The sequence below is a fragment of the Cellulomonas sp. P2_F12 genome (assembly GCF_056403775.1).
In genome coordinates this window covers 285,871-307,994 of record NZ_JBFUEV010000002.1, presented here as the reverse complement: position 1 = coordinate 307,994, position 22,124 = coordinate 285,871, and the positions used below count along the sequence as shown (strand labels likewise).

At 73.7% G+C, this 22,124-nt stretch carries 21 protein-coding genes and 1 tRNA gene; 17 read left to right on the top strand and 5 right to left on the bottom strand.

What is annotated here, in order from left to right; all coding sequences use genetic code 11:
- Nucleotides 1-24: 24 nt before the first annotated feature.
- From rsmI to AC1DWH_RS06170, 10 genes are all read left to right on the top strand, one after another.
- Nucleotides 25-882, top strand: coding sequence for a 16S rRNA (cytidine(1402)-2'-O)-methyltransferase (gene rsmI / locus AC1DWH_RS06215; RefSeq protein ID WP_477092933.1), 858 nt, complete (start codon nt 25-27; stop codon nt 880-882).
- Nucleotides 883-1,023: 141 nt separating this feature from the next.
- Nucleotides 1,024-2,220: a PQQ-dependent sugar dehydrogenase gene (locus AC1DWH_RS06210; protein WP_477093218.1), complete on the top strand. Its 1,197-nt coding sequence runs from the start codon at nt 1,024-1,026 to the stop codon at nt 2,218-2,220.
- Nucleotides 2,221-2,253: 33 nt separating this feature from the next.
- On the top strand, nt 2,254-4,047 hold the full coding sequence (metG, locus tag AC1DWH_RS06205) for a methionine--tRNA ligase (RefSeq protein ID WP_456845933.1): 1,794 nt from the start codon (nt 2,254-2,256) through the stop codon (nt 4,045-4,047).
- Complete coding sequence (locus AC1DWH_RS06200) at nt 4,048-4,986, top strand: TatD family hydrolase (protein WP_477092932.1); 939 nt, start codon at nt 4,048-4,050, stop codon at nt 4,984-4,986.
- A 169-nt stretch (nt 4,987-5,155) separates the two neighbouring features.
- Nucleotides 5,156-6,355, top strand: coding sequence for an aggregation-promoting factor C-terminal-like domain-containing protein (locus tag AC1DWH_RS06195; protein WP_477092931.1), 1,200 nt, complete (start codon nt 5,156-5,158; stop codon nt 6,353-6,355).
- Nucleotides 6,356-6,695: 340 nt separating this feature from the next.
- A complete protein-coding gene (locus tag AC1DWH_RS06190; protein ID WP_477092930.1) occupies nt 6,696-7,955 on the top strand; it encodes a ubiquitin-like domain-containing protein in 1,260 nt (419 codons plus the stop codon).
- Nucleotides 7,956-8,027: 72 nt separating this feature from the next.
- Nucleotides 8,028-8,966 carry a 16S rRNA (adenine(1518)-N(6)/adenine(1519)-N(6))-dimethyltransferase RsmA gene (gene rsmA / locus AC1DWH_RS06185; protein WP_477092929.1) on the top strand — a complete coding sequence of 313 codons (939 nt, stop codon included), beginning with the start codon at nt 8,028-8,030 and terminating at the stop codon, nt 8,964-8,966.
- Nucleotides 8,963-9,901, top strand: coding sequence for a 4-(cytidine 5'-diphospho)-2-C-methyl-D-erythritol kinase (locus tag AC1DWH_RS06180; protein ID WP_477092928.1), 939 nt, complete (start codon nt 8,963-8,965; stop codon nt 9,899-9,901). Before rsmA ends, AC1DWH_RS06180 begins: the two co-directional genes overlap by 4 nt.
- A 50-nt stretch (nt 9,902-9,951) precedes the next feature.
- Nucleotides 9,952-10,305, top strand: coding sequence for an ArsR/SmtB family transcription factor (locus AC1DWH_RS06175; protein ID WP_477092927.1), 354 nt, complete (start codon nt 9,952-9,954; stop codon nt 10,303-10,305).
- Nucleotides 10,302-10,769, top strand: a complete 468-nt coding sequence (locus AC1DWH_RS06170) for an SRPBCC family protein (RefSeq protein WP_456845926.1) — start codon at nt 10,302-10,304, stop codon at nt 10,767-10,769. The genes AC1DWH_RS06175 and AC1DWH_RS06170 overlap by 4 nt, the downstream gene beginning before the upstream one ends.
- Here AC1DWH_RS06170 and AC1DWH_RS06165 read toward each other — a convergent pair whose 3' ends face one another.
- On the bottom strand, nt 10,770-11,960 hold the full coding sequence (locus AC1DWH_RS06165) for an LCP family protein (RefSeq protein ID WP_477092926.1): 1,191 nt from the start codon (nt 11,958-11,960) through the stop codon (nt 10,770-10,772). It abuts the gene before it with no gap.
- An 87-nt stretch (nt 11,961-12,047) separates the two neighbouring features.
- Between AC1DWH_RS06165 and AC1DWH_RS06160 the strand changes: the two genes are divergently transcribed.
- Complete coding sequence (locus AC1DWH_RS06160) at nt 12,048-13,835, top strand: ABC-F family ATP-binding cassette domain-containing protein (protein ID WP_477092925.1); 1,788 nt, start codon at nt 12,048-12,050, stop codon at nt 13,833-13,835.
- On the opposite strand, the gene AC1DWH_RS06155 is transcribed toward AC1DWH_RS06160, so the two are convergent.
- The 4 genes from AC1DWH_RS06155 to AC1DWH_RS06140 form a co-directional block, all read right to left on the bottom strand.
- The gene (locus tag AC1DWH_RS06155; protein WP_477092924.1) at nt 13,832-14,740 is read right to left on the bottom strand and encodes a hypothetical protein; all 909 of its coding nucleotides are present in this window, start codon (nt 14,738-14,740) and stop codon (nt 13,832-13,834) included. The genes AC1DWH_RS06160 and AC1DWH_RS06155 overlap by 4 nt on opposite strands.
- A gap of 136 nt (nt 14,741-14,876) precedes the next feature.
- The gene (locus AC1DWH_RS06150; RefSeq protein WP_456847031.1) at nt 14,877-16,052 is read right to left on the bottom strand and encodes an MFS transporter; all 1,176 of its coding nucleotides are present in this window, start codon (nt 16,050-16,052) and stop codon (nt 14,877-14,879) included.
- A 4-nt stretch (nt 16,053-16,056) separates the two neighbouring features.
- Nucleotides 16,057-16,581, bottom strand: coding sequence for a MarR family winged helix-turn-helix transcriptional regulator (locus tag AC1DWH_RS06145; RefSeq protein ID WP_456847032.1), 525 nt, complete (start codon nt 16,579-16,581; stop codon nt 16,057-16,059).
- 35 nt (nt 16,582-16,616) lie between these two features.
- Nucleotides 16,617-17,216 (bottom strand): TetR/AcrR family transcriptional regulator, encoded by a 600-nt coding sequence (locus AC1DWH_RS06140; protein WP_456847035.1) that lies wholly within the window; start codon nt 17,214-17,216, stop codon nt 16,617-16,619.
- 119 nt (nt 17,217-17,335) lie between these two features.
- Here AC1DWH_RS06140 and AC1DWH_RS06135 point away from each other — a divergent pair.
- The 6 genes from AC1DWH_RS06135 (at nt 17,336) to pth (ending at nt 22,014) form a co-directional block, all read left to right on the top strand.
- Nucleotides 17,336-17,407 (top strand) — tRNA-Gln (locus AC1DWH_RS06135).
- 52 nt (nt 17,408-17,459) lie between these two features.
- Nucleotides 17,460-17,723 carry a hypothetical protein gene (locus AC1DWH_RS06130; RefSeq protein ID WP_456847033.1) on the top strand — a complete coding sequence of 88 codons (264 nt, stop codon included), beginning with the start codon at nt 17,460-17,462 and terminating at the stop codon, nt 17,721-17,723.
- Between the two features lie 64 nt (nt 17,724-17,787).
- Nucleotides 17,788-19,395, top strand: a complete 1,608-nt coding sequence (gene glmU, locus AC1DWH_RS06125) for a bifunctional UDP-N-acetylglucosamine diphosphorylase/glucosamine-1-phosphate N-acetyltransferase GlmU (RefSeq protein ID WP_477092923.1) — start codon at nt 17,788-17,790, stop codon at nt 19,393-19,395.
- Nucleotides 19,392-20,375: a ribose-phosphate diphosphokinase gene (locus AC1DWH_RS06120; RefSeq protein ID WP_456847087.1), complete on the top strand. Its 984-nt coding sequence runs from the start codon at nt 19,392-19,394 to the stop codon at nt 20,373-20,375. Before glmU ends, AC1DWH_RS06120 begins: the two co-directional genes overlap by 4 nt.
- 262 nt (nt 20,376-20,637) lie before the next feature.
- Complete coding sequence (locus AC1DWH_RS06115) at nt 20,638-21,261, top strand: 50S ribosomal protein L25/general stress protein Ctc (RefSeq protein WP_456847086.1); 624 nt, start codon at nt 20,638-20,640, stop codon at nt 21,259-21,261.
- A gap of 132 nt (nt 21,262-21,393) precedes the next feature.
- Nucleotides 21,394-22,014: an aminoacyl-tRNA hydrolase gene (gene pth / locus AC1DWH_RS06110; RefSeq protein WP_477092922.1), complete on the top strand. Its 621-nt coding sequence runs from the start codon at nt 21,394-21,396 to the stop codon at nt 22,012-22,014.
- The last annotated feature ends 110 nt before the right edge of the window (nt 22,015-22,124 follow it).

The window sequence follows — 22,124 nt, the reverse complement described above, 5'->3', positions numbered from 1 at the left end:
CGAACAGGTGGCAGGCTGACCCCCGTGAGCCCCTCCGCGCAGAACCCCGGCCGCCTCGTGCTGGCTGCGACGCCGATCGGCAACACCGAGGACGCCTCGGCGCACCTGCGGCGGCTGCTGGCGGAGGCCGACGTCGTCGCGGCAGAGGACACGCGGCGGCTGCGCGCTCTCGCTGCGCGGCTCGGCGTGGACATCGGCGGCCGGGTGGTCAGCTTCCACGAGCACAACGAGGTCGAGCGGTCCGCGGAGGTGCTCGCGGTCGTCGCGGGCGGCGGCACCGTCGTCGTCGTGACCGACGCCGGGATGCCCGCCGTCTCCGATCCCGGCTTCCGGGTGGTGGGCGCGGCCGTCGCCGCCGGGCTGCCCGTCACCGCCGCCCCCGGCCCGAGCGCGGTGCTCACCGCGCTGGCGCTCTCCGGCCTGCCGACCGACCGGTTCTGCTTCGAGGGCTTCCCGCCGCGCAAGCCGGGGGAGCGGGCCCGTGCGTTCGAGCTCCTGGCCGACGAGCGCCGCACGATGATCTTCTTCGAGGCGCCCCACCGGCTGGCCGACACCCTCCAGGCGATGGCCGACGGCTTCGGCGCCGACCGGCCGGCCGCGGTCTGCCGCGAGCTGACCAAGACGTACGAGGAGGTCGTCCGCGGCCCGCTGAGCGAGCTCGTCGCGTGGGCGTCCGGCGACCAGGTGCGCGGGGAGATCGTCGTCGTGGTCGGCGGGGCCGTGAAGGCCGTCGAGCTGTCGACCGCCGACCTGGTGGCCGAGGTCCTCTCGCGCGCCGACGGCGGCGAACGACTGAAGGACGCGGTCGCCGACGTCGCCGCCGCGGCCGGCATCCCGAAACGCGACCTGTACGCGGCAGCCCTGGCAGCCAAGTCCCGCTGACCCTGCGCGCGCGACCATGTGGTTGTCGCGCTCAGCGGGGCGAATGGCGACGACAACCACATGGTCGTCGAGGTGCGTGGCTCGACCGGGCCCGGACCGATCCCGGGGTGCGCGGGCGGGCGGGGCGTGCTGGGCTGGACCATGGCTCTGCGCCGAGAGTCCCGGGGGTCCGCGGTCGTCGTTGCCGCGCTGGTGACGCTGCTCGCGGCCTGCGGGCCGAGCAGTCCCGCGCCGGCTCCGAGTGCGATGAGCGCGACCAGCGGGACGAGCGCGACCGGCACAACGAGCACCGGTCCCAGCGGTCCGGCCACCGTCCGCGTCACGGACGTCGAGGAGATCCTGGGCGACCTCGACGTGCCGTGGGGGCTGGCGTTCCTGCCGGACGGGGACGCCGTCGTGACGCTGCGGGAGGCCGCGGGGCTGATCCTGGTCGGCCCGGACGGCGCGTCGACCGCCGTGACGGGGCCCGGCGCCGACCAGCTCACCGACCTGGTCGCCCCGGCCGGCGAGGGCGGCCTGCTCGGGGTGGCCGTGCTGGGGCCGTCGGGGAGCACGGAGAGCACGGCAACCGAGGGAGGAACGGCGAGCCCCGTCGACCTCGCGCTCTACGCGACGACCGCCGACGACAACCGGGTCCTGCGCGGCCGGCTCGACGGCTCGACGCTGGGCGAGCTCCGCCCGATCGTCACGGGCATCCACAAGGCGGGCAACCACGACGGCGGGCGGCTGGCGGTCGGCCCGGGCGGCTACCTCTACGTCACGACGGGCGACGCCGGCGACCGGCCGTCGGCCCAGGACCCCGACAGCCTGAACGGCAAGATCCTGCGGGTGACGGCGGACGGGGACCCCGCGCCGGACAACCCGACGCCGGGCTCGCCGGTCTGGAGCCTGGGGCACCGCAACGTCCAAGGCCTGGGCTGGGCGTCGGACGGGCGGATGTTCGCGTCGGAGTTCGGCCAGGACACGTGGGACGAGCTCAACCTGATCGTGCCGGGCGGCAACTACGGCTGGCCGCAGGTCGAGGGCAGCGACGGGGGCGGCGGGGACTTCATCGACCCGGTCGCGCAGTGGGCCACGGACGACGCGTCGCCCAGCGGGCTCGCGGTGACCGACGAGGCCGTCTACCTCGCGGGGCTGCGGGGCGAGCGGCTGTGGCGCGTGCCGCTGACCCCGGACGGCGTCGGCACCCCGCAGGCGCTGCTGGTGGGCGAGTACGGCCGGCTGCGCGCGGTCGCCGTGGCCCCCGACGGCTCGCTGTGGGTGATGACCAACAACACGGACGGTCGCGGCGACCCTCGCCCCGGCGACGACCGCATCCTGCGGGTGGTCGTCGGCTGAGCCGACCCGGCGCGCTCACCTAGGATCGGCGGCATGTCTCGCATCCTCTCGGCCGTCGCGTGGCCCTACGCGAACGGCCCCCGCCACATCGGTCACGTCGCCGGCTTCGGTGTCCCGTCGGACATCTTCAGCCGCTACATGCGGATGGCGGGCAACGAGGTGCTGATGGTGTCGGGCACCGACGAGCACGGGACCCCGATCCTGGTGCTGGCGGAGCAGGAGGGCGTGAGCCCGCAGGAGCTGGCGGACCGGTACAACCGGGTGATCGTCGAGGACCTGACCAACCTGGGCCTGAGCTACGACCTGTTCACGCGGACGACGACGCGGAACCACTACGCGGTCGTGCAGGAGATGTTCCGCACGGTGCACAAGAACGGCTACATGATCGAGCAGTCGACCATGGGGGCCATCTCGCCGAGCACGGGCCGCACGCTGCCGGACCGGTACGTGGAGGGCACCTGCCCCATCTGCGGGTACGACGGCGCGCGCGGCGACCAGTGCGACAACTGCGGCAACCAGCTGGACGCCATCGACCTGATCAACCCGCACAGCCGGATCAACGGCGAGACGCCCAAGTTCGTGGAGTCGAACCACTTCTTCCTCGACCTGCCCGCGTTCGCGAGCGCGCTCGAGGCCTGGCTGCGTACCCGTGAGGGCTGGCGCCCGAACGTCCTGAACTTCTCGCTCAACCTCATCGACGACCTGCGCCCGCGCGCCATGACGCGGGACATCGACTGGGGCATCCCGGTCCCGCTGGCGGGCTGGGAGGAGAACCCGAACAAGCGCCTGTACGTCTGGTTCGACGCGGTGATCGGGTACCTGTCGGCGTCGATCGAGTGGGCGCGGCGAAGCGGCGACCCGGACGCGTGGCGCCCGTTCTGGAACGACCCCGAGGCCCTGAGCTACTACTTCATGGGCAAGGACAACATCACGTTCCACTCGCAGATCTGGCCGGCCGAGCTGCTCGCGTACGACGGTCGCGGGACCAAGGGCGGCACGCCGGGCGAGTTCGGGACCCTCAACCTGCCCACCGAGGTGGTGTCCAGCGAGTTCCTCACCATGGAGGGCAAGCAGTTCAGCTCGTCGCGCGGCGTCGTCATCTACGTGCGCGACCTGCTGTCCCGCTACCAGCCGGACGCGCTGCGCTACTTCCTGTCGGTCGCCGGGCCCGAGAACCAGGACTCGGACTTCACCTGGGCCGACTTCAAGACGCGCACCAACACCGAGCTGGTGGCCGGCTGGGGCAACCTGGTCAACCGCACGGCGAGCCTGATCCACAAGAACTTCGGCGAGGTCCCGACGCCGGGCGAGCTGCAGCCGGTCGACCAGGGGCTCCTCGCGACGACGGCGGCGGGGTTCGGCAAGGTCGGCGACCTGCTGGGCGGCCACCGCAACAAGGCGGCCATCGGCGAGGCGATGCGGGTGGTCCAGGAGGCCAACCGCTACATCTCGGAGACGGAGCCGTGGAAGCTCACGGGCGACCGCGACCGCCTGGGCACGGTGCTGCACACGGCCGCGCAGGCCGTGAGCGACGCGAACACTCTGCTCGCGCCGTTCCTGCCGCACTCGGCGCAGAAGGTGCACGAGGCGCTCGGTGGCACGGGGACGTTCTCGCCGCTGCCGCGGATCGACGAGGTCACCGACCTGGACGACGACTCGCGGCACTACCCGATCATCACGGGCGACTACGAGCTGGGCCGCACGGTCGCGCCGTGGCGGTCGAACCCGCTCGTGCCCGGCACGCCCATCGCCAAGCCGACGCCCGTGTTCACCAAGCTCGACGACTCGATCGTCGAGGAGGAGCTCGAGCGGCTCCGGCAGGCCTGAGTGGCGCGCACCAAGGAGCGGGGCTGGCCGGCGAGCCCGGAGCCGCTCCCGGTCGCCGTCGTCGACAACCACACGCACCTCGACACGGTGCTGCCGTGGCGGGCGGACGGCTGGGTGCGGGACGACGACGGCGCGGCGGTGGACGGCCCGGAGCCCGACCTGGCGGCGCACCTGGAGCGCGCGGCCTCGGTCGGGGTGACCCGGATGGTGCAGGTCGGCTGCGACCTGGACGCGATCGCGTGGACGGACGCCGCGGTGCGCGCGAACGAGGCGCTGCTCGGGGCGGTCGCCATCCACCCGAACGAGGCGGTCCGCCACGCGGGGATCGTCGAGGCGGCACCCGACGGGCTCGAGCCGGAGCAGCCGTACGAGACGAGCCTGTCGGACGCGATCGGCGTGGTGGAGCGGACCGCCCGCGCGAACCCGCGCATCCGGGCCATCGGCGAGACCGGCCTCGACCACTTCCGCGCGGGGCCGGCCGGGCGGGCAGCGCAGCGGGAGGCGTTCCGCGCGCACGTCGCGCTGGCCAAGGAGCTGGGCCTCGCGCTGCAGATCCACGACCGCGACGCGCACGACGAGGTGGTCGAGGTGCTGCTGGCGGACGGCGCCCCGGACCGGACGGTCTTCCACTGCTTCTCGGGCGACGCGGCGCTGGCCCGGCTCGCCGTGGAGCACGGCTGGTACCTGTCGTTCGCGGGTCCGGTCTCGTTCGGTCCCAACGACGAGCTGCGGGCCGCGCTGCGCGAGGTGCCCCCGAGCCTGCTGCTGGTCGAGACCGACGCGCCGTACCTCACGGTGCACCCGTTCCGCGGCCGCCCGAACGCGCCGTACTTGCTGCCGGGGACGGTCCGCACGGTGGCCGCGGTGACGGGACGGCCGCTGGAGGACGTCTGCACGGCGCTCGCGGCGACGTCCGAGGCGGTCTACGGACCGTGGTGACCGGCGGTGTGCGAGGTATGTCCCGATCTGTCGGCGGACACACGGGTGACGGTGGTCCCGGAGGGCGGACCTCCGCTTTCGCGGACGGTCACAGATCGGTTACGGTCGGACACGCCAGACCAGAGTCGGACATCTGTCCGGATCCTGCACAGCCGAGAGGAACCACCGCGTGAGGCCCGACCAGGAGGGTGCGACCCCGCGTCGCGGACTCCGTGGTCGTCGTGTCGTCCGGGTGGTGGCCCAGGCCGCCGTGCTCGCCGTCGTGGCCGCGGCGACCAGCGCGTTCGCCGTGCTGCACAAGACCGTCACCGTCGACGTCGACGGCACGTCCGTGCAGGTCGAGGCGTTCGGCCGGACCGTCGGGGACATGCTGGCCAGCGGCGGGATCACGGTCGGTGACCGCGACCTGGTCGCTCCGGCGATCGACCAGCCGATCTCCCGCGCCGGCCAGATCGTGGTGCGGCACGGGCGCGAGATGGACGTCGAGGTCGACGGCGCACAGCGCGCGGTCTGGACCACGGCGCTCACCGTCGGCGAGGCCGTGGACAGCCTGGGGCTGCGCGACGACGAGGTGCGCCTGTCGGCGTCCCGGTCGGACACCCTCGGCCGCGACGTGCTGCGGGTCTCGACGCTCAAGACGATCCATCTCGTGGTGGACGGCCAGGTGATCGACGGCGTCAGCAGCGGCGCCACGGTCCGCGACGCGCTGCGCGACATCGGCCTCGTCCTCGACGACGGGGACCAGGTCTCCGTGCCGCTGGACGCCACCGCCGTCGACGGGCTCGTGGTCCTGGTGACGCGCGCGAGCACCGACGGCGAGACCGTGACCGAGGCGATGCCGTTCGAGTCCCAGGAGGTCGAGGACGCCTCGATGGTCAAGGGCAACTCGGTCATCACCACCAAGGGCAAGGCGGGCGTCCGCACCACCACGTACCAGCTCGAGGTCGTGGGCGGCGTCGTCACGGGCCGCACGCCGATCGCGTCGGTGGTCACCGTCGCCCCGGTCACGCAGGTCACCAAGGTCGGCACCGCCGAGCTGCCGGACCCCACCGTCGTCGCGGTCGAGCCGGGCACCGCCCAGGCGCTCGGCAAGGAGATGGCGGCGGCCCGCGGGTGGGGCGACGACCAGTTCGCGTGCCTCCTCTCGCTGTGGAACCAGGAGAGCGGCTGGCGCGTCAACGCGGCCAACCGTTCCTCGGGCGCCTACGGCATCCCGCAGGCGCTGCCGGGCTCGAAGATGGCGACGGTCGGGGCCGACTGGCAGACCAACCCCGCCACGCAGATCACCTGGGGCCTCAACTACATCGGCGGCCGGTACGGCAACCCGTGCGGCGCCTGGGCGCAGCACGAGAGCAAGGGCTGGTACTGATTCACCCGATCCGTCCTGTGACGGCGCTCACGCCGCCTGACGTGGGGTAATGCCCGAATCGGGCGCGAATCACGCACGGATGTAGCGCATCTCGCGGTAGGCGCGCTTGGCAATCTGGTCACGATCCGGTTACGGTCGGTGTCGCCTCGCGATCTGGACATCAGCCCACCTCCGCTGACGACCGGTCCCGCAGGGCGTCGGCGCCCGCTCCGTGTGGGCCGCCGTGACGGCCGGATCGGGGATCCGGGACCGACGGGAGACGCCCCCCTCCGGGTGTCCGTAGAACCTCGTACGCGAGATTCACCGCCGGGTGCCGCACACGCGGCGCGCTCCGCCCCCCGTGCCCGGGCACCTCGACGGCTGGAGCCTCGTGCAGTTCTCGACCCTCACCCCCGGTTCTTCCGCGCGATCACGCGCCACGTCCGAGCTCGACACCGAGCAGGGCGAGCCCCGCGAGAAGGACCGCCGGTCCGGTCGGGCACGCATCCTCCCCATCACCGCCGTCGCGGTGGCTCTCGTCCTCGCGGGCGGCTCCGCGGCGTTCGCGCACGCGCAGAAGACCGTCACGCTCGACGTGGACGGCGACGTCTCGCAGCTGAGCACGTTCGCCGGCTCCGTGGGCGGGCTGCTGAAGGACCAGGGCGTCGTCGTGGGTGACCGCGACGTCGTCAGCGCCGCCGGGAGCCTGGGCGAGGGCGCCGAGATCGTCGTGCGTCACGCGCACCAGGTCGCGGTCACCGTCGACGGCCAGGAGCAGTCCGTGTGGACCACCGCGCTGTCCGCGGACGAGGCCCTCGACTCCCTGTCGGCGCGCGGCCAGTCGGTCGCGCTCGTCGCCTCGCGGTCCGCCGCGGGTGGCCGCCCCGAGATGGCGCTCGACCTCGCGCTGCACGGCCCCGCCGACGTGCTCGTCGACGGCCAGACCCTCGCGGTCACCGACGCCGACGCCCGCGTGGCCCAGGTGCTCGGCGAGCTCGGCGTCACGCTGGGCCCGCTCGACCGCGTCTCCGTGGTCCGCAGCGACACCGGCCGCGTCCAGGTCGTCGTCAACCGCATCACGACCCAGGACGTCACCTCCACGCAGGAGGTCCCGTTCGCGTCGAGCACGCAGCAGGACGCCTCGCGCTACGTGGACCAGAAGCGCACGCTCACCGCGGGCGTCGCGGGTGTCCGCACCATCGTCGAGCGCGTCACCACGGTCGACGGTGTCGAGTCGGGTCGCGTCACGCTCTCCGACGCCGTCACGCAGGCCCCGGTGGACGAGGTGCTGAGCGTCGGCACCAAGACCCGTCCGGTCGTCGCGGCGCCGGCCCCGGCCGCCCCCTCGGGCGGGTCTCCCGTCACCGCCGGTGGCAGCGCCGACTCCCTCAACTGGGCGGCCCTGGCCCGCTGCGAGTCCGGCGGCAACCCCGCGTCGGTCTCCGGCAGCGGCAAGTACTACGGGCTGTACCAGTTCTCGCTGAGCACGTGGGCCGCCGTCGGCGGTTCCGGTCTCCCGTCGCAGGCGTCGCCCGACGAGCAGACCGCCCGCGCGAAGATGCTCTACAACCGCTCCGGCGCCGGCCAGTGGCCCGTCTGCGGGAAGAACCTCTTCAGCTGATCCTGACGAGCACAGAGCCCCCGTCCGGTCCGCCGGGCGGGGGCTCTGTCGCGCTCGCCTAGGCTCGGGGCCATGTCGACCACCACCACGCTGCTGGGGCCCGCGGAGATCCGCGAGCTGGCCGAGCGTGCGGGCGTGCGCCCGACCAAGCAGCTCGGCCAGAACTTCGTGCTCGACGGGGGCACGGTCCGCAAGATCGTGCGCCAGGCCGACGTGGCCGGCGGCGACCGCGTCGTGGAGATCGGTCCGGGCCTGGGCTCGCTGACGCTCGGCCTCCTGGAGGCCGGCGCCGACGTGGTCGCTGTGGAGATCGACCCGACCCTCGCCCGGCTGCTCCCGGACACCGTCGCGCGGCACGTCCCCGGCCTGACGGTGCTCTCGGGTGCCGACGACGAGCCCGTGGTGCTGCGCGACGACGCCGGCCGCGACCGGCTGACGATCGTGCTGTCCGACGCCCTCGACGTGCACGCGCTGCCGGGCCCCCCGCCGGTCGCGCTCGTCGCCAACCTGCCCTACAACGTGTCGGTCCCGGTGCTGCTCACGTTCCTCGAGCGCTTCGACTCCCTCGAGCGGGTGCTCGTCATGGTCCAGGCCGAGGTGGCCGACCGCCTCGCGGCACCGCCCGGCAGCCGCACCTACGGCGTGCCGTCGGCGAAGGCGGCCTGGTACGCGTCGGCCCGCCGGACCGCCACGGTCGGCCGCACCGTGTTCTGGCCGGCCCCCAACGTCGACTCGGCCCTGGTCCGGTTCGACCGGCGCGAGCCCCCGGCCACCGACGCGTCGCGCGAGGCCGTGTTCGCGGTCGTCGACGCGGCGTTCGCGCAGCGCCGGAAGATGCTGCGATCGGCGCTGGCGACGCTCGCCGGCTCGGCCGACGCGGCCGTCGCGGCCCTGCAGGCGGCGGGCGTGGACCCGCAGGCCCGCGGCGAACGGGTGGACATCGGGGGCTTCGCGCGCATCGCCGAGCACCTCGGGCCGGTCGCGGGGCGACCTGGCACAGTGGAGCCGTGACGCTGACCCCGGTGGCCCCGCTGCCCGAGCACGAGGTCAGGGTGCGTGCGCCCGGCAAGGTCAACCTGTCGCTGCGGGTGGGTCCGCGCGAGGAGGACGGCTACCACGCCGTCTCGACCGTGTTCCAGGCGGTGTCGGTGTTCGAGGAGGTCGTCGCGACCCCGTCGGACCGGCGGGTGCTCACCGTGAGCGGTCCGCAGGCCGAGCGCGTGCCGACCGACGAGTCCAACCTCGCCCTGCGCGCGGCGGCGCTGCTCGCGGAGCGCGCGGGGATCGACGACGGCGTGCACCTGCACCTCAACAAGGGCGTGCCGGTGGCGGGCGGGATGGCGGGCGGGTCCGCCGACGCCGCCGCCGCGCTCGTCGCCTGCGACGCCCTCTGGCGCACCGGTCTGAGCCGGGACGACCTGCTCGAGCTGGCCGCCGAGCTGGGCTCGGACGTGCCGTTCGTGCTGGCCGGCCACACCGCGGTCGGCTCCGGGCGCGGCCACCTGCTCACGCCCGCCCTCAGCCGGGGCGAGTTCCACTGGGCGTTCGCCGTGCAGGACCGCGGGTTGTCGACGGCCGCCGTGTACCAGGCCTTCGACGAGCTGCACAGCTCCACGGTCGTCCCGGACCCGGAGGACGACGTCCCGCTCATGCAGGCGCTGCGCGCGGGAGACCCCCGGGCGCTGGGCGCCGCGCTGCACAACGACCTCCAGCTGGCGGCGCTCGAGCTCGACGCGGGCCTGGCCGAGCCGCTCGCCGTCGCCCAGGACGCGGGCGCGCTCGGCGTCGTCCTGTCCGGGTCGGGGCCGACCGTCGCCGCCCTCGGGCGCAGCCGTCAGCACGCGCTGGTGCTCGCCGCGGCGTTCACCGCCTCCGGCGTCGCGGACCGCGTGCTCACCGCCGCCGGCCCCGTCGCGGGCGCCCGCGTGGTCAGCTCGACCGACTGATCCACCCACCACCTCTTGACATCCCGGCGGACCCGGCAATACTTAAGCACATGCTTAACAATGGCGAGCTGGACAAGGTCTTCAAGGCCCTGTCGGACGGGAGCCGCCGCGCGATGGTCGAACGGCTGGCGCGCGGTCCGGTCTCCGTCAGCCGGCTCGCCGAACCGTTCGCGATGTCCCTGCCCGCCGTCCACCAGCACCTGGCGGTGCTCGAGGACGCGGGCATCGTCACCTCGCACAAGATCGGCCGGGTCCGCACGGTCCAGCTCGTCCCCGACGCCCTGACCGGCGCGGGGGAGTGGATGGGCCGCCAGCGACTGCCGGCCGAGCGCCGGCTGGACCGGCTCGGCGACTTCCTCGCCACCACCGACCCCGCACCACCCTCGAGAGGATCCCGACCATGACCACGCAGACCACCACCGGCGTCGCGCACGCCACCTTCGTCATCGACCGCACGTTCGACGCCCCGATCGAGCGCGTCTGGGACGCGTTCGCCGTCCCCGAGCAGCACGCGCAGTGGTTCGGCGCCGAGGACAACTTCACCGAGACCGAGGCGCACGAGGAGTTCCGCGTCGGCGGGCAGGCGGTGCAGGACGGCCAGTGGCACGGCGGCCCGACCAGCCGGTTCGTGGCCACGTACACCGACATCGTCGAGCGCGCGCGCATCGTGTCGACCTACGACATGTGGGTAGGCGGCGAGCACCTGTCGACGTCGCTGACGACGACCGAGCTCGAGGCCGTCGACGGCGGCACCCGCGTCACGTTCACCGAGCAGGGCGTCTACCTCGACGGCAAGGACGACGGCAGCAAGCGCGAGGAGGGCTTCCGCGGCATCCTCGAGACGCTCGCGGCGTACCTGGCGCGCTGATCAGGCGCAGGCTGCGGCGTCGTCGGCCGACGTCAGCACGCCGCCCGGCGGTGTCCACGGGGTCTCGGCCGGCGGCGCCGGTGCGGTGCTCCCGGGGACCGGGGTCGAGGGCGGGGCCGACGGCGCCTCGCCCACGGGCTGGTCGGCGGCGATGCGCGCCCAGAGCTCCGCGGCGGCCGGCGTCGCCTCGACGCGGTACTTGTCGGACCGCGCCACGGCGGTGGGCATCGACGCGAACACGATCCGGTCCGCCTGCAGGTTCCGCAGCGACAGCCCGAAGCCGGCCAGGTCGGGCAACGACTGGAAGCCGGAGCTCGCGGTCAGGGAGCTGGTCGCCGCCTGGGCGAACCGCAGCATGGCGGGCGGGTCCGTGAGCACGTCGCGGCTGAGCACCGAGCGCGACATCGCGGCCATGAGGTCGTGCTGACGGGTGATCCGGCCGGTGTCGGAGCCGTCCCCGATGTCGTGCCGGGCGCGGGCGAACTGCACGGCCGTGGTGCCGTCGAACACCTGCGGCCCGGCCTTGACGTGCAGGCCCGTCAGCGAGTCGTCGAGGTCGGTCGGCAGGCACATGGGGACACCGCCGATGGCGTCGACCATGTCACGCAGGCCCACGAAGTCCACCAGCACCAGACCGTCCAGCCGCACGCCCGTGAGGGCCTCGACCGTCTTCCACGTGCACGCGGCGGCCGACTCGACGTCGTGCCCGAGCTTCCACCCGACAGCGAACGCCTCGTTGAACTGGCGGTGCGCCCGGGCCGGCGTCGTGGTGCCGTCGGAGAGCGTGCAGGACGGCCGGTCGGCCAGCAGGTCGCGGGGGATGGAGACCAGCTCGACGCGGGACCGGTCGGCGGCGACGTGCGCGACGATCGTGGTGTCGGACTGCATGCCCTCGTTCGCGCCGCCGATCGCCGCGTTCTCGCCGCTGCGGTCGTCGGACCCGATGATCAACAGGTTCACCGCCGAGCCGGCGCGGGCGTCGCCGGGGGCGGTCGGGCCGGCGGCGGGGTGGGGCCGCTCGCGCTCGTCGCCGACCATGCCGGCGAGGTCCACCTCGTCGATGTTCGACTGCAGGTTCAGGTAGACCGCCGCGGCACCCGCCACCCCGAACGCCAGCACGCCGACGGCGGTGAGGGCGACCGCGCGGGCGAGGCGGTGCGGCGCGGCCCGGCGCGCGTGGGCGACGGTCATGTCCGGGACGCTAGCGCGCAGGTCAGGGGCCGCGCGGGCCGTCCGTGTGGAGGACCTGTGCGGGTGTGCGGGTAGCCTTCACGGCAAATGGCTCACCTTCTCGGCGCGGACCGCGTCACGCTCACGCTGGGCACGCGCACCCTCCTCGACCAGGTCTCGCTCGGGCTCGACGACGGCCAGCGCATCGGCGTCGTCGGCCCCAACGGCGCCGGCAAGTCGACCCTCCTGCGGGTGCTCTCGGGCATCCAGGCTCCCGACGACGGCCGGATGACCCGCGCCGGCGGGGTCCGGGTCGCCGTCCTCGAGCAGCGCGACGACCTGCTCGCCGGACGTACCGTCCTCGACGTCGTGCACGGGTCCGCCGACGAGCACGAGTGGGCGACCGACTCCCGCATCCGCTCGGTGCACGCGGGCCTGCTCGCGGACGTCTCCCTCGACGCGGACGTCGCCACCCTGTCGGGCGGGCAGCGCCGACGGGTCGCGCTCGCCGCGCTGCTGGTCCGCGACGACGAGGTGCTCGTGCTCGACGAGCCGACCAACCACCTCGACGTCGAGGGCGTCGCCTGGCTGGCCGCCCACCTGGTCGACCGGTACACCCGCACGAACGGCGCCCTCGTCGTGGTCACCCACGACCGCTGGTTCCTCGACGCCGTCTGCACGCGCACGTGGGAGGTGCACGACGGCGGGGTCGACCAGTACGAGGGCGGGTACGCGGCGTACGTGCTCGCGCGCGCCGAGCGGGCGCGGACGGCCTCGACCACCGAGGAGAAGCGGCAGAACCTGCTGCGCAAGGAGCTCGCGTGGCTGCGCCGGGGCGCTCCGGCGCGGACGTCGAAGCCCAAGTTCCGGATCGACGCGGCCAACGCCCTCATCGAGAACGAGCCGCCGCCGCGCGACCAGCTGAGCCTGACGCGGATGGCGACGGCCCGGCTGGGCAAGGACGTGCTCGACATCGAGGACGCGTCCGTGGTCTACGGCGACCGGGTGCTGCTGCACGACATCACCTGGCGGCTGGGCCCCGGCGACCGCGTCGGCCTGGTCGGCGTGAACGGCGCCGGCAAGACCACGCTGCTGCGGCTCCTGTCCGGACGCCAGCAGCCGAGCACCGGCCGCGTGAAGCGCGGCAAGACCGTGCAGGTGGCCGAGCTCACGCAGGACGTCGAGGAGCTCGACGAGCTCGCCGCCATGCGCGTGATCGAGGTGATCGAGAGCGAGAAGCGCTCGGTGGTCGTCGGCGGCAAGGAGCTCACCGCGGCGCAGCTGGTGGAGCGGCTCGGCTTCGACCGCGAGCGGTCCCGGACCCCGGTGCGCGACCTGTCGGGCGGCGAGCGACGCCGGCTGCAGCTGCTGCGGCTGCTCGTCGGCGAGCCCAACGTGCTGCTGCTCGACGAGCCGACCAACGACCTGGACACGGACACCCTGGCCGCGCTCGAGGACCTGCTGGACGGCTGGCCGGGCACGCTGATCGTCGTCTCGCACGACCGCTACCTGCTCGAGCGCGTGTGCGACACGCAGATGGCGCTGCTGGGCGACGGGCTGCTGCGCCAGCTGCCGGGAGGGGTCGAGCAGTACCTCGACCTGCGGCGGGACGCGGAGGCGACCGCGTCGTCCCCGCTGGACGCCCGGCCCGCCAGCACGGCGGCGCCCGCCGCGGTCTCGACCGCCGACCTGCGTACCGCCCGCAAGGAGATCGCCCGCATCGAGCGGCGCCTGTCCCGCATCGCCGACCAGGAGGCCGTGCTGCACCAGCGCATGTCCGACCAGGCGACCGACCACCAGGCGGTCATCGCCCTCGACGCCGAGCTCCGCGCCCTGGCCGTCGAGAAGGACGAGCTGGAGACCGCCTGGATGGAGGCCGCGGAGATCGTCGGCTAGCAGGCCGGCATCTGGTCGAGCGGGACGCCGATCCGCTGCACCGCGAGCGCCGGGGCGAGGTCGCCGGTGAAGGTCAGCCCGTCGTAGCTGACGACGTCGCGGCCGGAGTCGTAGCAGAACTCGTCGCCGGGGATGGTCGGGTACTGCGCCGGCGTCGGGAAGGCCTGCGCCACCCACTCGTCCCAGCTGACCAGGGCACCGTAGTCGTGCGCGATGGTCGGGTCCCAGGTGAGCTTGACGAAGCCGCTGATCAGCCGGGTGGGCGTCGGGTAGCCGTACGACGCCCACTGCGGGTAGCCGAGCTTCTGGACGGCGCCGTCGAGCGACATGAAGATCTCCGGCGACGTGGCCCACTGGTGGAACTCCGTGCCGGGGGCGAAGCCGTCGCTCATGGCGGCGGGCGCGCCCGACGCGAGCCACTCCGCGAAGGTCAGGTGGTGCTGGCCGCCGGCCGTGAACGCGTAGATCGCCGAGGTGTTCACGTACGAGCGGTAGTAGATGCCGGCCGGGGTCCAGGTGACCGTCGGGTTCGGGTAGCCGACCTTGGCCCACTCGTCGAACGTCAGCGCGTGCGTCTCGGTGACGGTGGACCACCCCGGGAAGTGGGGCGCGGCGATGATCGTGGGCGACCACGGTGCCCGGTCGTAGCGGATCTCCGTCAGGAGCCTCGGCGTCGGGTAGCCCTGCGACGCCCACTGGTCGAACGTGGCGAGGTCGAGGAGGAGGCCGCCGCCGGGCAGCAGCCGTGCCCAGTAGAGGTCGGGACCCCAGGGCACCGAGAAGAACCCGGGGGTGGCCGGCTCGTACGGCGGCCCCACCGGATAGGCGTCGGCCGGAGCGGCGCCGAGGACGCTCACGAGACCGACGGCGACGGACGCGACGAGCGCGCGCAGCGAGTGACGCATGGGGATCCTTCGAGGTTCAGGCGGGCACGCAGGTCGGGACGCCGGTGCGCTGCACGCTAGTGGCGCGTCCGGGCGCCGCAGGCCCACTCGGGAGGGCGTCACCCGTTCGGGCGATGCGCGGGCCTCGGGGTCCCGGCTACGCCTCGCGGCGCATGCTGCGCAGCGCGAGCCCCGACGCCGTCCCCATCGTCAGCACCGCGCCGAGCACGACGAGCAGCGGGGCGGTCCACCCGCCGCTCGACGCGTGCACCGCGCCGAGGACGCTGGGCCCCAGCGCGGCGCAGCCGTAGCCGATGCTCTGGACGGTCGCCGACATGCGCCGCGCCGCTGCCTGCGACCCGGCCGTGGACGCGATCACGGTGAAGATCACGGCGAAGTTCCCGCCCTGCGCCACGCCCGCGAAGGTGCACCACAGCGCCCACCCGCCGGGCGCGAGCAGCAGCCCGACCGGCAGCACGATCCAGCCGACCGCGATCGCCGCGGAGACGGCGGCGACCGGGGCGCGACGACCGAGCGCGATCGGCACCGCGATGCCGCCGACCATGCCGAACAGCTGGAACAGCGCCGCGGCCCCGCCCGACGCGGCGCGCTCGAGCCCGAGGGTGTCGTGCAGGAGGGAGGGCAGCCAGGCGCTCACGGCGTAGTAGCCGAACGCCTGCCCGGCGAACGCGACCGCGAGGAACCACGTGACCGCACGCCGCCACACGTCCGGGGCCCCGCTCGCCCCGACGAGGACCACGGGCTCCGCGCGACCGAACGGGTACGCGCGCTGCCACACGACCAGGGCCACGACCGCCAGCAGCCCCCAGCTGGCCAGCGCCCACCGCCACCCGACGGCGGCGGCCAGCGGCGCGGTCAGGGTGGTGGTCAGGACGCTTCCGCCGTTGAGCGCGGCGGTGTACAGGCCGGTGACGCGCGGCACGTGGCCGGGGAAGTCGCGGCCGATCACCACCGGGACGGCGACGTTGCCGGCGGTGATGGCGACGCCGATGAGGACCGTGCCGACGAGGGCGGTGCCGAACCCGTCGGAGGACCGCAGCAGCGTGCCGGCCAGCACGGTGACCAGCGACGCCGCGACCACCCGCCCCGTGCCGAGGCGCCCGAGCAGCACGGCCATGAGGGGTGTGGCCAGCGCGAAGCAGAGCACGGGGATGCCGGTGAGCAGGCCGACGGCGGCGGCGCTCAGGCCGAGGTCGGCGCGGACGTCGTCGACGACCGGGGCCAGCGCCGTGATCGGCGCGCGCAGGTTGAGGGCGTACAGCAGGACGGCGGCGAGCAGGAGTCCCCGGGCGGCGGACCGCGCCGCCGTCATGCCCTCACGACGCGTCGAACGGCGCGGTCACCTCGCGCAGCAGGTCCGCGAGCCGGTCGCGGTCGGCCTCGTCGAGGTCGCCCAGCAGGCCACGCTCCACGTCGAGCAGGTCCGCGAACGCCGCGTCGACCCGGGCCAGCCCGGCGGGCGTGAGCTGCACGAGGACGCCGCGCCGGTCGTCGGGCGCGGGCTGGCGCTCGACCAGGCCGTGCTCGGCCAGGCGGTCGATCCGGTTGGTCATGGTGCCGCTGGTGACCAGCGTCTGGGTGAGCAGCGCGCCCGGCGAGAGCCGGTACGGGGCGCCGGCCCGGCGCAGCGCCGACAGCACGTCGAACTCCCACGTCTCCAGGTCGTGGCGCGCGAACGCGGAACGCCGGGCGAGGTCGAGGTGCCGGGCCAGCCGGCTGACGCGGGACAGGACCGTGAGGGGTCGGACGTCGAGGTCCGGGCGCTCGCGTTCCCAGGCGAGGACGATCCGATCGACCTCGTCGCGGGACCCGGGAGCGTCCGGGGACGTGCGTGCGACCATGATCCGAGATTACTCGACGTCGACAGAGATCCTCGTCACACGCTGCCGGTCAGGGTCGGCCGGCGCTCGAGCGCGGACAAGCCGTTCCAGGCGAGGTTGACCAGGTGGGCGGCGACGACGTTCTTGCTCGGGCTGCGGGCGTCGAGCCACCACTGCCCGGTGAGCGCGACCATGCCGACCAGCATCTGCGCGTACATCGGCGCCGTCTTGGGGTCCTGCCCCTGCTTCTTGAACTGGTCGGCCAGCAGGTGCTCCACCTGGGTGGCCACGTCCCCGATCAGGCTGGAGAACGTGCCGGTCGCCTGCGCCACCGGGGAGTCGCGCACGAGGATGCGGAACCCGTCCTCGGACGCCTCGATGTAGCCGAGCAGCGCGAGTGCCGTCCGCTCGACCATGGCCTTCGGGTGCCCCCCGGCCTCGAGCGCCCCGCTCAGCGCCCCCGTCAGCGCCTGGATCTCGCGGTCGATGACGACCGCGTAGACGCCCTCCTTGCCGCCGAAGTGCTCGTACACGACGGGCTTGGACACCTCGGCCCGGGCGGCGATCTCCTCGACGCTGGTGCCGTCGAAGCCCTTCTCGGCGAACAGGCGGCGCGAGACGTCGAGCAGCTGGGCGCGCCGCTGCGTCCCCGTCATGCGGGAGCGGGGTGCGCGCTTGCTGTCGGTGGCCACGCGCCCATCATGCCGTGAGGGGTCGCTGCCGTTGGGAGGCTCGGTGGCTGGCAGACTTGGCGGCCACGGCGTCGCGACGTCGGTCCGCCCTGGTGTAACGGCAGCACGCCGGCCTTTGGAGCCGTGCAGTCCAGGTTCGAATCCTGGGGGCGGAGCCTCAGACGTGCCCGTTCTGCGTGCACTGGTGGACGGAGTACGGTGCGGCTCATGGCGACGACGCGCGGGAAGCGTGCTCCCTACCTCCTGCTCGGCGTGCTGCTGTTCGTGGCGCTGTCCCAGGTCGTGGATCTCGCCGTGGGCGCGCCCGAGGTCGGTGTGCGGGTCGCGGTCATGGTCGTGGCGCTCGTCGGGGCGGCGGCCACCGGTGTGTGGATCGCCCGGATCCGGCACGTCGTCCCGGAGCCGCCGCGCCGGCTCACCCCCGCGCCGGAGGATCCCGACGCGGCCGGAGCGACCTCCGCGCGCGGGTAGAGTGCACGGTGCGCACGAGATCCGCCGCCCGAGACCCGGGCAGATCCGCGAGGAGCACCCCCAGGTGACGTTCCCCCGCCCGGCCGCCGTCGTCGTCCTCGCCGCAGGTGAAGGAACCCGGATGCGCTCGGCGACTCCCAAGGTCCTGCACACCCTGGCCGGTCGCAGCATGGTCGGCCACGCGCTGGCCACGGCTCGCGCCCTCGATCCCGGCCGCGTCCTGGTGGTCGTCCGGCACGAGCGCGAGCAGGTCGCCGCGCACGTCCGTGGGCTCGACCCGCAGGTGCTGCTGGCCGACCAGGACGACATCCCCGGCACGGGCCGCGCGGTGCAGATGGCGATGAACGCGCTCGACGCGGCCGCCCAGGCCGACGCCGCGAACGACCCGACCGCCGGTTCGGCCACGCACGCGCAGGTGGTCGGCGCGGTCGTCGTCATCGCGGGCGACGTGCCCCTGCTCGACGCCGCGACGCTGCACGAGCTGCTCGAGGCGCACCACGCCGACGGCAACGCCATCACCGTGCTGACCACCGAGGTCGCGGAGCCCACGGGCTACGGCCGGATCCTGCGCGAGCCGGGCACGGGCGACGTGCTGGGCATCGTCGAGGAGAAGGATGCCAACGACGCGCAGCGCGCGATCAGCGAGATCAACTCCTCCATCTACGTGTTCGACGCGGCCGTGCTGCGCGGCGCGCTCGGTCGGCTGGGCCGGGACAACGCGCAGGGCGAGGTCTACCTGACCGACGTGCTGGCGATCGCGCGGGCCGACGGCGGGCACGTGCGGGCCCTGCGCACCGACGACCCGGTGCTGGTCGAGGGCGTCAACGACCGCGTGCAGCTGTCGGTGCTGCGGGCCGAGATGAACCGGCGCATCCTCGAGGACTGGATGCGCGACGGCGTCACGGTGGTGGACCCGGCGACCACGTGGGTCGACGTCGACGTCGAGCTCGAGCAGGACGTCACGCTCCTGCCCGGCACGCAGCTGCACGGCGCCACGGTGGTCCGCGAGGGCGCGACGGTCGGCCCCGACACCACGTTGACCGACGTCGAGGTAGGCCCGCGGGCCAGCGTCGTGCGCACGCACGGCACCCTCGCCGTGATCGGCGCGGACGCCAGCGTGGGCCCGTTCGCGTACCTGCGGCCCGGCACGGTGCTCGGCGACGCCGGCAAGATCGGCACGTTCGTCGAGACCAAGAACGCGCAGATCGGGACCGGCTCCAAGGTGCCCCACCTGTCCTACGTGGGCGACGCGACGATCGGCGAGCACACGAACATCGGCGCCGCCTCGATCACCGTCAACTACGACGGCGTGAACAAGCACCGCACGACGATCGGCTCGTACGCCCGCACCGGCGCGGACAACATGTTCGTCGCCCCCGTGACCATCGGCGACGGCGCGTACACCGGCGCCGGCAGCGTGATCCGTCGCGACGTGCCCTCGGGCGCGCTCGGCGTCAGCGCAGGCGCGCAGCGCAACATCGAGGGCTGGGTCGCCCGGGCCCGCGCCGGTACGCCCTCCGCGCGCGCGGTCGTCCGCCCGCGAGCCGACGACGAGCTCTCCCCGCAGGCGCGCGCCGAGCGCGAGCGCGCCTCCGCAGCCGGCTCCAGCCCGACCCCACCGACCGCACCGCCGGACACCACTGGCTCGAACTCGAAGGACTCCGCACGATGACCGGGATCATCTCCTCGGACGGCGAGAAGCGTCTCGTGCTCCTCACGGGGCGCGCCCACACGGACCTCGCCACCAGCGTCGCCGCCCACCTCGGCATCGAGCTCCTGCCGACGACGGCGTACGAGTTCGCCAACGGCGAGATCTACACGCGGTTCGGGGAGTCGGTGCGTGGTGCGGACACCTTCGTCCTGCAGTCCCACGCGTCGCCCATCAACACGTGGATCATGGAGCAGCTGCTCATGGTCGACGCCCTCAAGCGCGCGTCCGCCAAGACGATCACCGTGGTCGCGCCGTTCTACGGGTACGCGCGCCAGGACAAGAAGCACCGGGGCCGCGAGCCGATCTCCGCGCGGCTGATGGCCGACCTGTTCAAGACGGCCGGCGCGGACCGCCTGATGAGCGTCGACCTGCACGCCGCGCAGATCCAGGGCTTCTTCGACGGCCCGGTCGACCACCTGTGGGCCATGCCGATCCTCACCGAGTACGTGCGCAGCCGCGTCGACACGTCGAACGTCACGGTCGTCTCGCCCGACGCCGGGCGCATCCGGGTCGCCGAGCAGTGGGCCGCGAAGCTGGGCGGCGGGCCGCTGGCGTTCGTGCACAAGACGCGCGACATCCGCAGCCCCAACAAGACGGTCGCCAACCGCGTGGTCGGCGACGTCGAGGGCCGCAGCTGCGTGCTCGTCGACGACCTCATCGACACAGCCGGCACCATCGCCGGTGCCGTGCGCGTGATCCTCGAGGCCGGCGCCAAGGACGTCATCGTCGCCGCCACCCACGGCGTGCTGTCCGACCCGGCCGTCGAGCGGCTGCAGGGCTGCGGCGCCCGCGAGGTCGTCATCACGGACACCCTGCCCATCGCCGAGGACCGTCGCTTCCCGCAGCTCACGGTGCTGTCGATCGCGCCCCTCATCGCGCGCGCCATCCGCGAGGTGTTCGACGACGGCTCGGTGACCTCGCTCTTCGACGGCCAGGCCTGACCAGCGGGTTGGGCTCAGCGCCCTCGACCGGGTAGGCTCTCCAGGTTGCCTCGGCGAGGGACGAAGGACGGTCGACGAAGTTCCACGACCACCTGCGCTCCGTGATCGACTGGGCGAGCGCCTCCGCGTGCCCGTCCTGCGTCCCGCGTCGAGGCCACCACACCTGTCTAGATCCGCGTCGCCCGGCTTCCGCCGCGCACGCCACGCCATCACAGCCGCCACGTCGCGTCCACGACGCCGACGTCAGCACTTGGGAGTACACGTGTCCGAGGTCAAGCTCGTCGCCACCACCCGTTCCGAGTTCGGCAAGGGGGCCGCGCGCCGCCTGCGCCGCGCCGACCAGATCCCCGCCGTCCTGTACGGGCACGGCTCCGACCCGCTGCACGTCGCCCTCCCGGGCCACGCCACGATGCTCGCGGTCAAGCAGGCCAACGCGCTCTTCGCCATCGAGCTCGACGGCAAGACCACGCTCGCGATCACCAAGGACGTCCAGCGCGACGTCGTCAAGAACACGATCGAGCACGTGGACCTGCTCATCGTGAAGAAGGGCGAGAAGGTCTCCGTCGACGTCCCCGTGACGATCGTCGGCGAGTCGGCGCCCGGCACCATCCACGTCGTCGAGACGCAGACGCTGTCCCTCGAGGCCGAGGCGACGCACCTGCCCACCGAGGTCGAGGTCTCCATCGAGGGTCTCGCGGGTGGCTCCAGCGTCAACGCCGGCGAGATCACGCTGCCCGCCGGCTCGGTCCTGCTGACCGACCCCGACATCACGGTCGTCTCCGTCAGCGTCCCGCACGCGTCCGCCGAGGACGTCGCCGCCGACGCCGCCGCCGCCGACCTGGCTGCGTCGCAGTCGGCCGCCTCTGCTGCTGCCGCCGAGGCCTGAGCCCCGACCGCTCGTGCAGCGGCCTGAGGCCGCCTGAGCCTGAGGCTCTGAGCACGTCCGCGACGCCCGGTACCGTTCCTGACGGTGCCGGGCGTCGCTGTTCCCGCACCGCACCACCACGAGGAGACACCGATGAGCGACGGACCCTGGCTGGTCGTCGGCCTCGGCAACCCGGGCCCGCAGTACGCCGGCAACCGGCACAACGTCGGCCAGATGGTCCTGGACGAGCTGGCGCGCCGCGCCGGGGCCACGTTCGGCACCCGGGCCCCCGGGCTGCTGTCGCGGCGCCCCCAGGCGGCGGTGGCGGAGGCGCGCCTGGGCACCCTGCCGGGCGGCGCGCCGGGGCCGCGCGTGGTGCTGGCGAAGCCGACCACCTACATGAACGTGTCGGGCGGCCCGGTCGCGGCGCTCGCCAAGTACTACGACGTCCCGCCGGAGCGGACGGTGCTGGTGCACGACGAGCTCGACATCCCGTTCGCGGACGTCCGGCTCAAGCGGGGCGGGGGCGAGGGTGGCCACAACGGCCTGCGCGACACCACCAAGGCGCTGGGTACCAAGGAGTACGTCCGGGTGCGGGTCGGGGTCGGCCGGCCGCCCGGTCGCATGGATGCGGCCGACTTCGTGCTGCGCGACTTCGCCAAGAACGAGCTCAAGGACCTGCCCTGGCTGATCGACTCGGCGGCCGACGCGGTCGAGCTCGCGGTGACGGCCGGCCTCGAGGCGGCGCAGCTGAGGTTTCACACCAAAGAGTGACCCCGGCGTCGACCTGCACCAGCATCGGGTGAAACCGGACAGAAGGTGATGAACTGCGCCATTCCCCCGTATAACCTCACTCCCATTCCACTTGGCGGATCGGGGGTGTG

Coding starts and splice junctions, on each gene's coding strand:
- rsmA (WP_477092929.1), top strand. CDS start 8,028: ATGTCGACCACCACCACGCTGCTGGGGCCCGCGGAGATCCGCGAGCTG.
- AC1DWH_RS06175 (WP_477092927.1), top strand. CDS start 9,952: ATGCTTAACAATGGCGAGCTGGACAAGGTCTTCAAGGCCCTGTCGGAC.
- AC1DWH_RS06165 (WP_477092926.1), bottom strand. CDS start 11,960: ATGACCGTCGCCCACGCGCGCCGGGCCGCGCCGCACCGCCTCGCCCGC.
- AC1DWH_RS06145 (WP_456847032.1), bottom strand. CDS start 16,581: ATGGTCGCACGCACGTCCCCGGACGCTCCCGGGTCCCGCGACGAGGTC.
- AC1DWH_RS06160 (WP_477092925.1), top strand. CDS start 12,048: ATGGCTCACCTTCTCGGCGCGGACCGCGTCACGCTCACGCTGGGCACG.
- pth (WP_477092922.1), top strand. CDS start 21,394: ATGAGCGACGGACCCTGGCTGGTCGTCGGCCTCGGCAACCCGGGCCCG.
- metG (WP_456845933.1), top strand. CDS start 2,254: ATGTCTCGCATCCTCTCGGCCGTCGCGTGGCCCTACGCGAACGGCCCC.
- AC1DWH_RS06150 (WP_456847031.1), bottom strand. CDS start 16,052: ATGACGGCGGCGCGGTCCGCCGCCCGGGGACTCCTGCTCGCCGCCGTC.
- AC1DWH_RS06210 (WP_477093218.1), top strand. CDS start 1,024: ATGGCTCTGCGCCGAGAGTCCCGGGGGTCCGCGGTCGTCGTTGCCGCG.
- AC1DWH_RS06140 (WP_456847035.1), bottom strand. CDS start 17,216: ATGACGGGGACGCAGCGGCGCGCCCAGCTGCTCGACGTCTCGCGCCGC.
- AC1DWH_RS06120 (WP_456847087.1), top strand. CDS start 19,392: ATGACCGGGATCATCTCCTCGGACGGCGAGAAGCGTCTCGTGCTCCTC.
- AC1DWH_RS06155 (WP_477092924.1), bottom strand. CDS start 14,740: ATGCGTCACTCGCTGCGCGCGCTCGTCGCGTCCGTCGCCGTCGGTCTC.
- AC1DWH_RS06130 (WP_456847033.1), top strand. CDS start 17,460: ATGGCGACGACGCGCGGGAAGCGTGCTCCCTACCTCCTGCTCGGCGTG.
- AC1DWH_RS06170 (WP_456845926.1), top strand. CDS start 10,302: ATGACCACGCAGACCACCACCGGCGTCGCGCACGCCACCTTCGTCATC.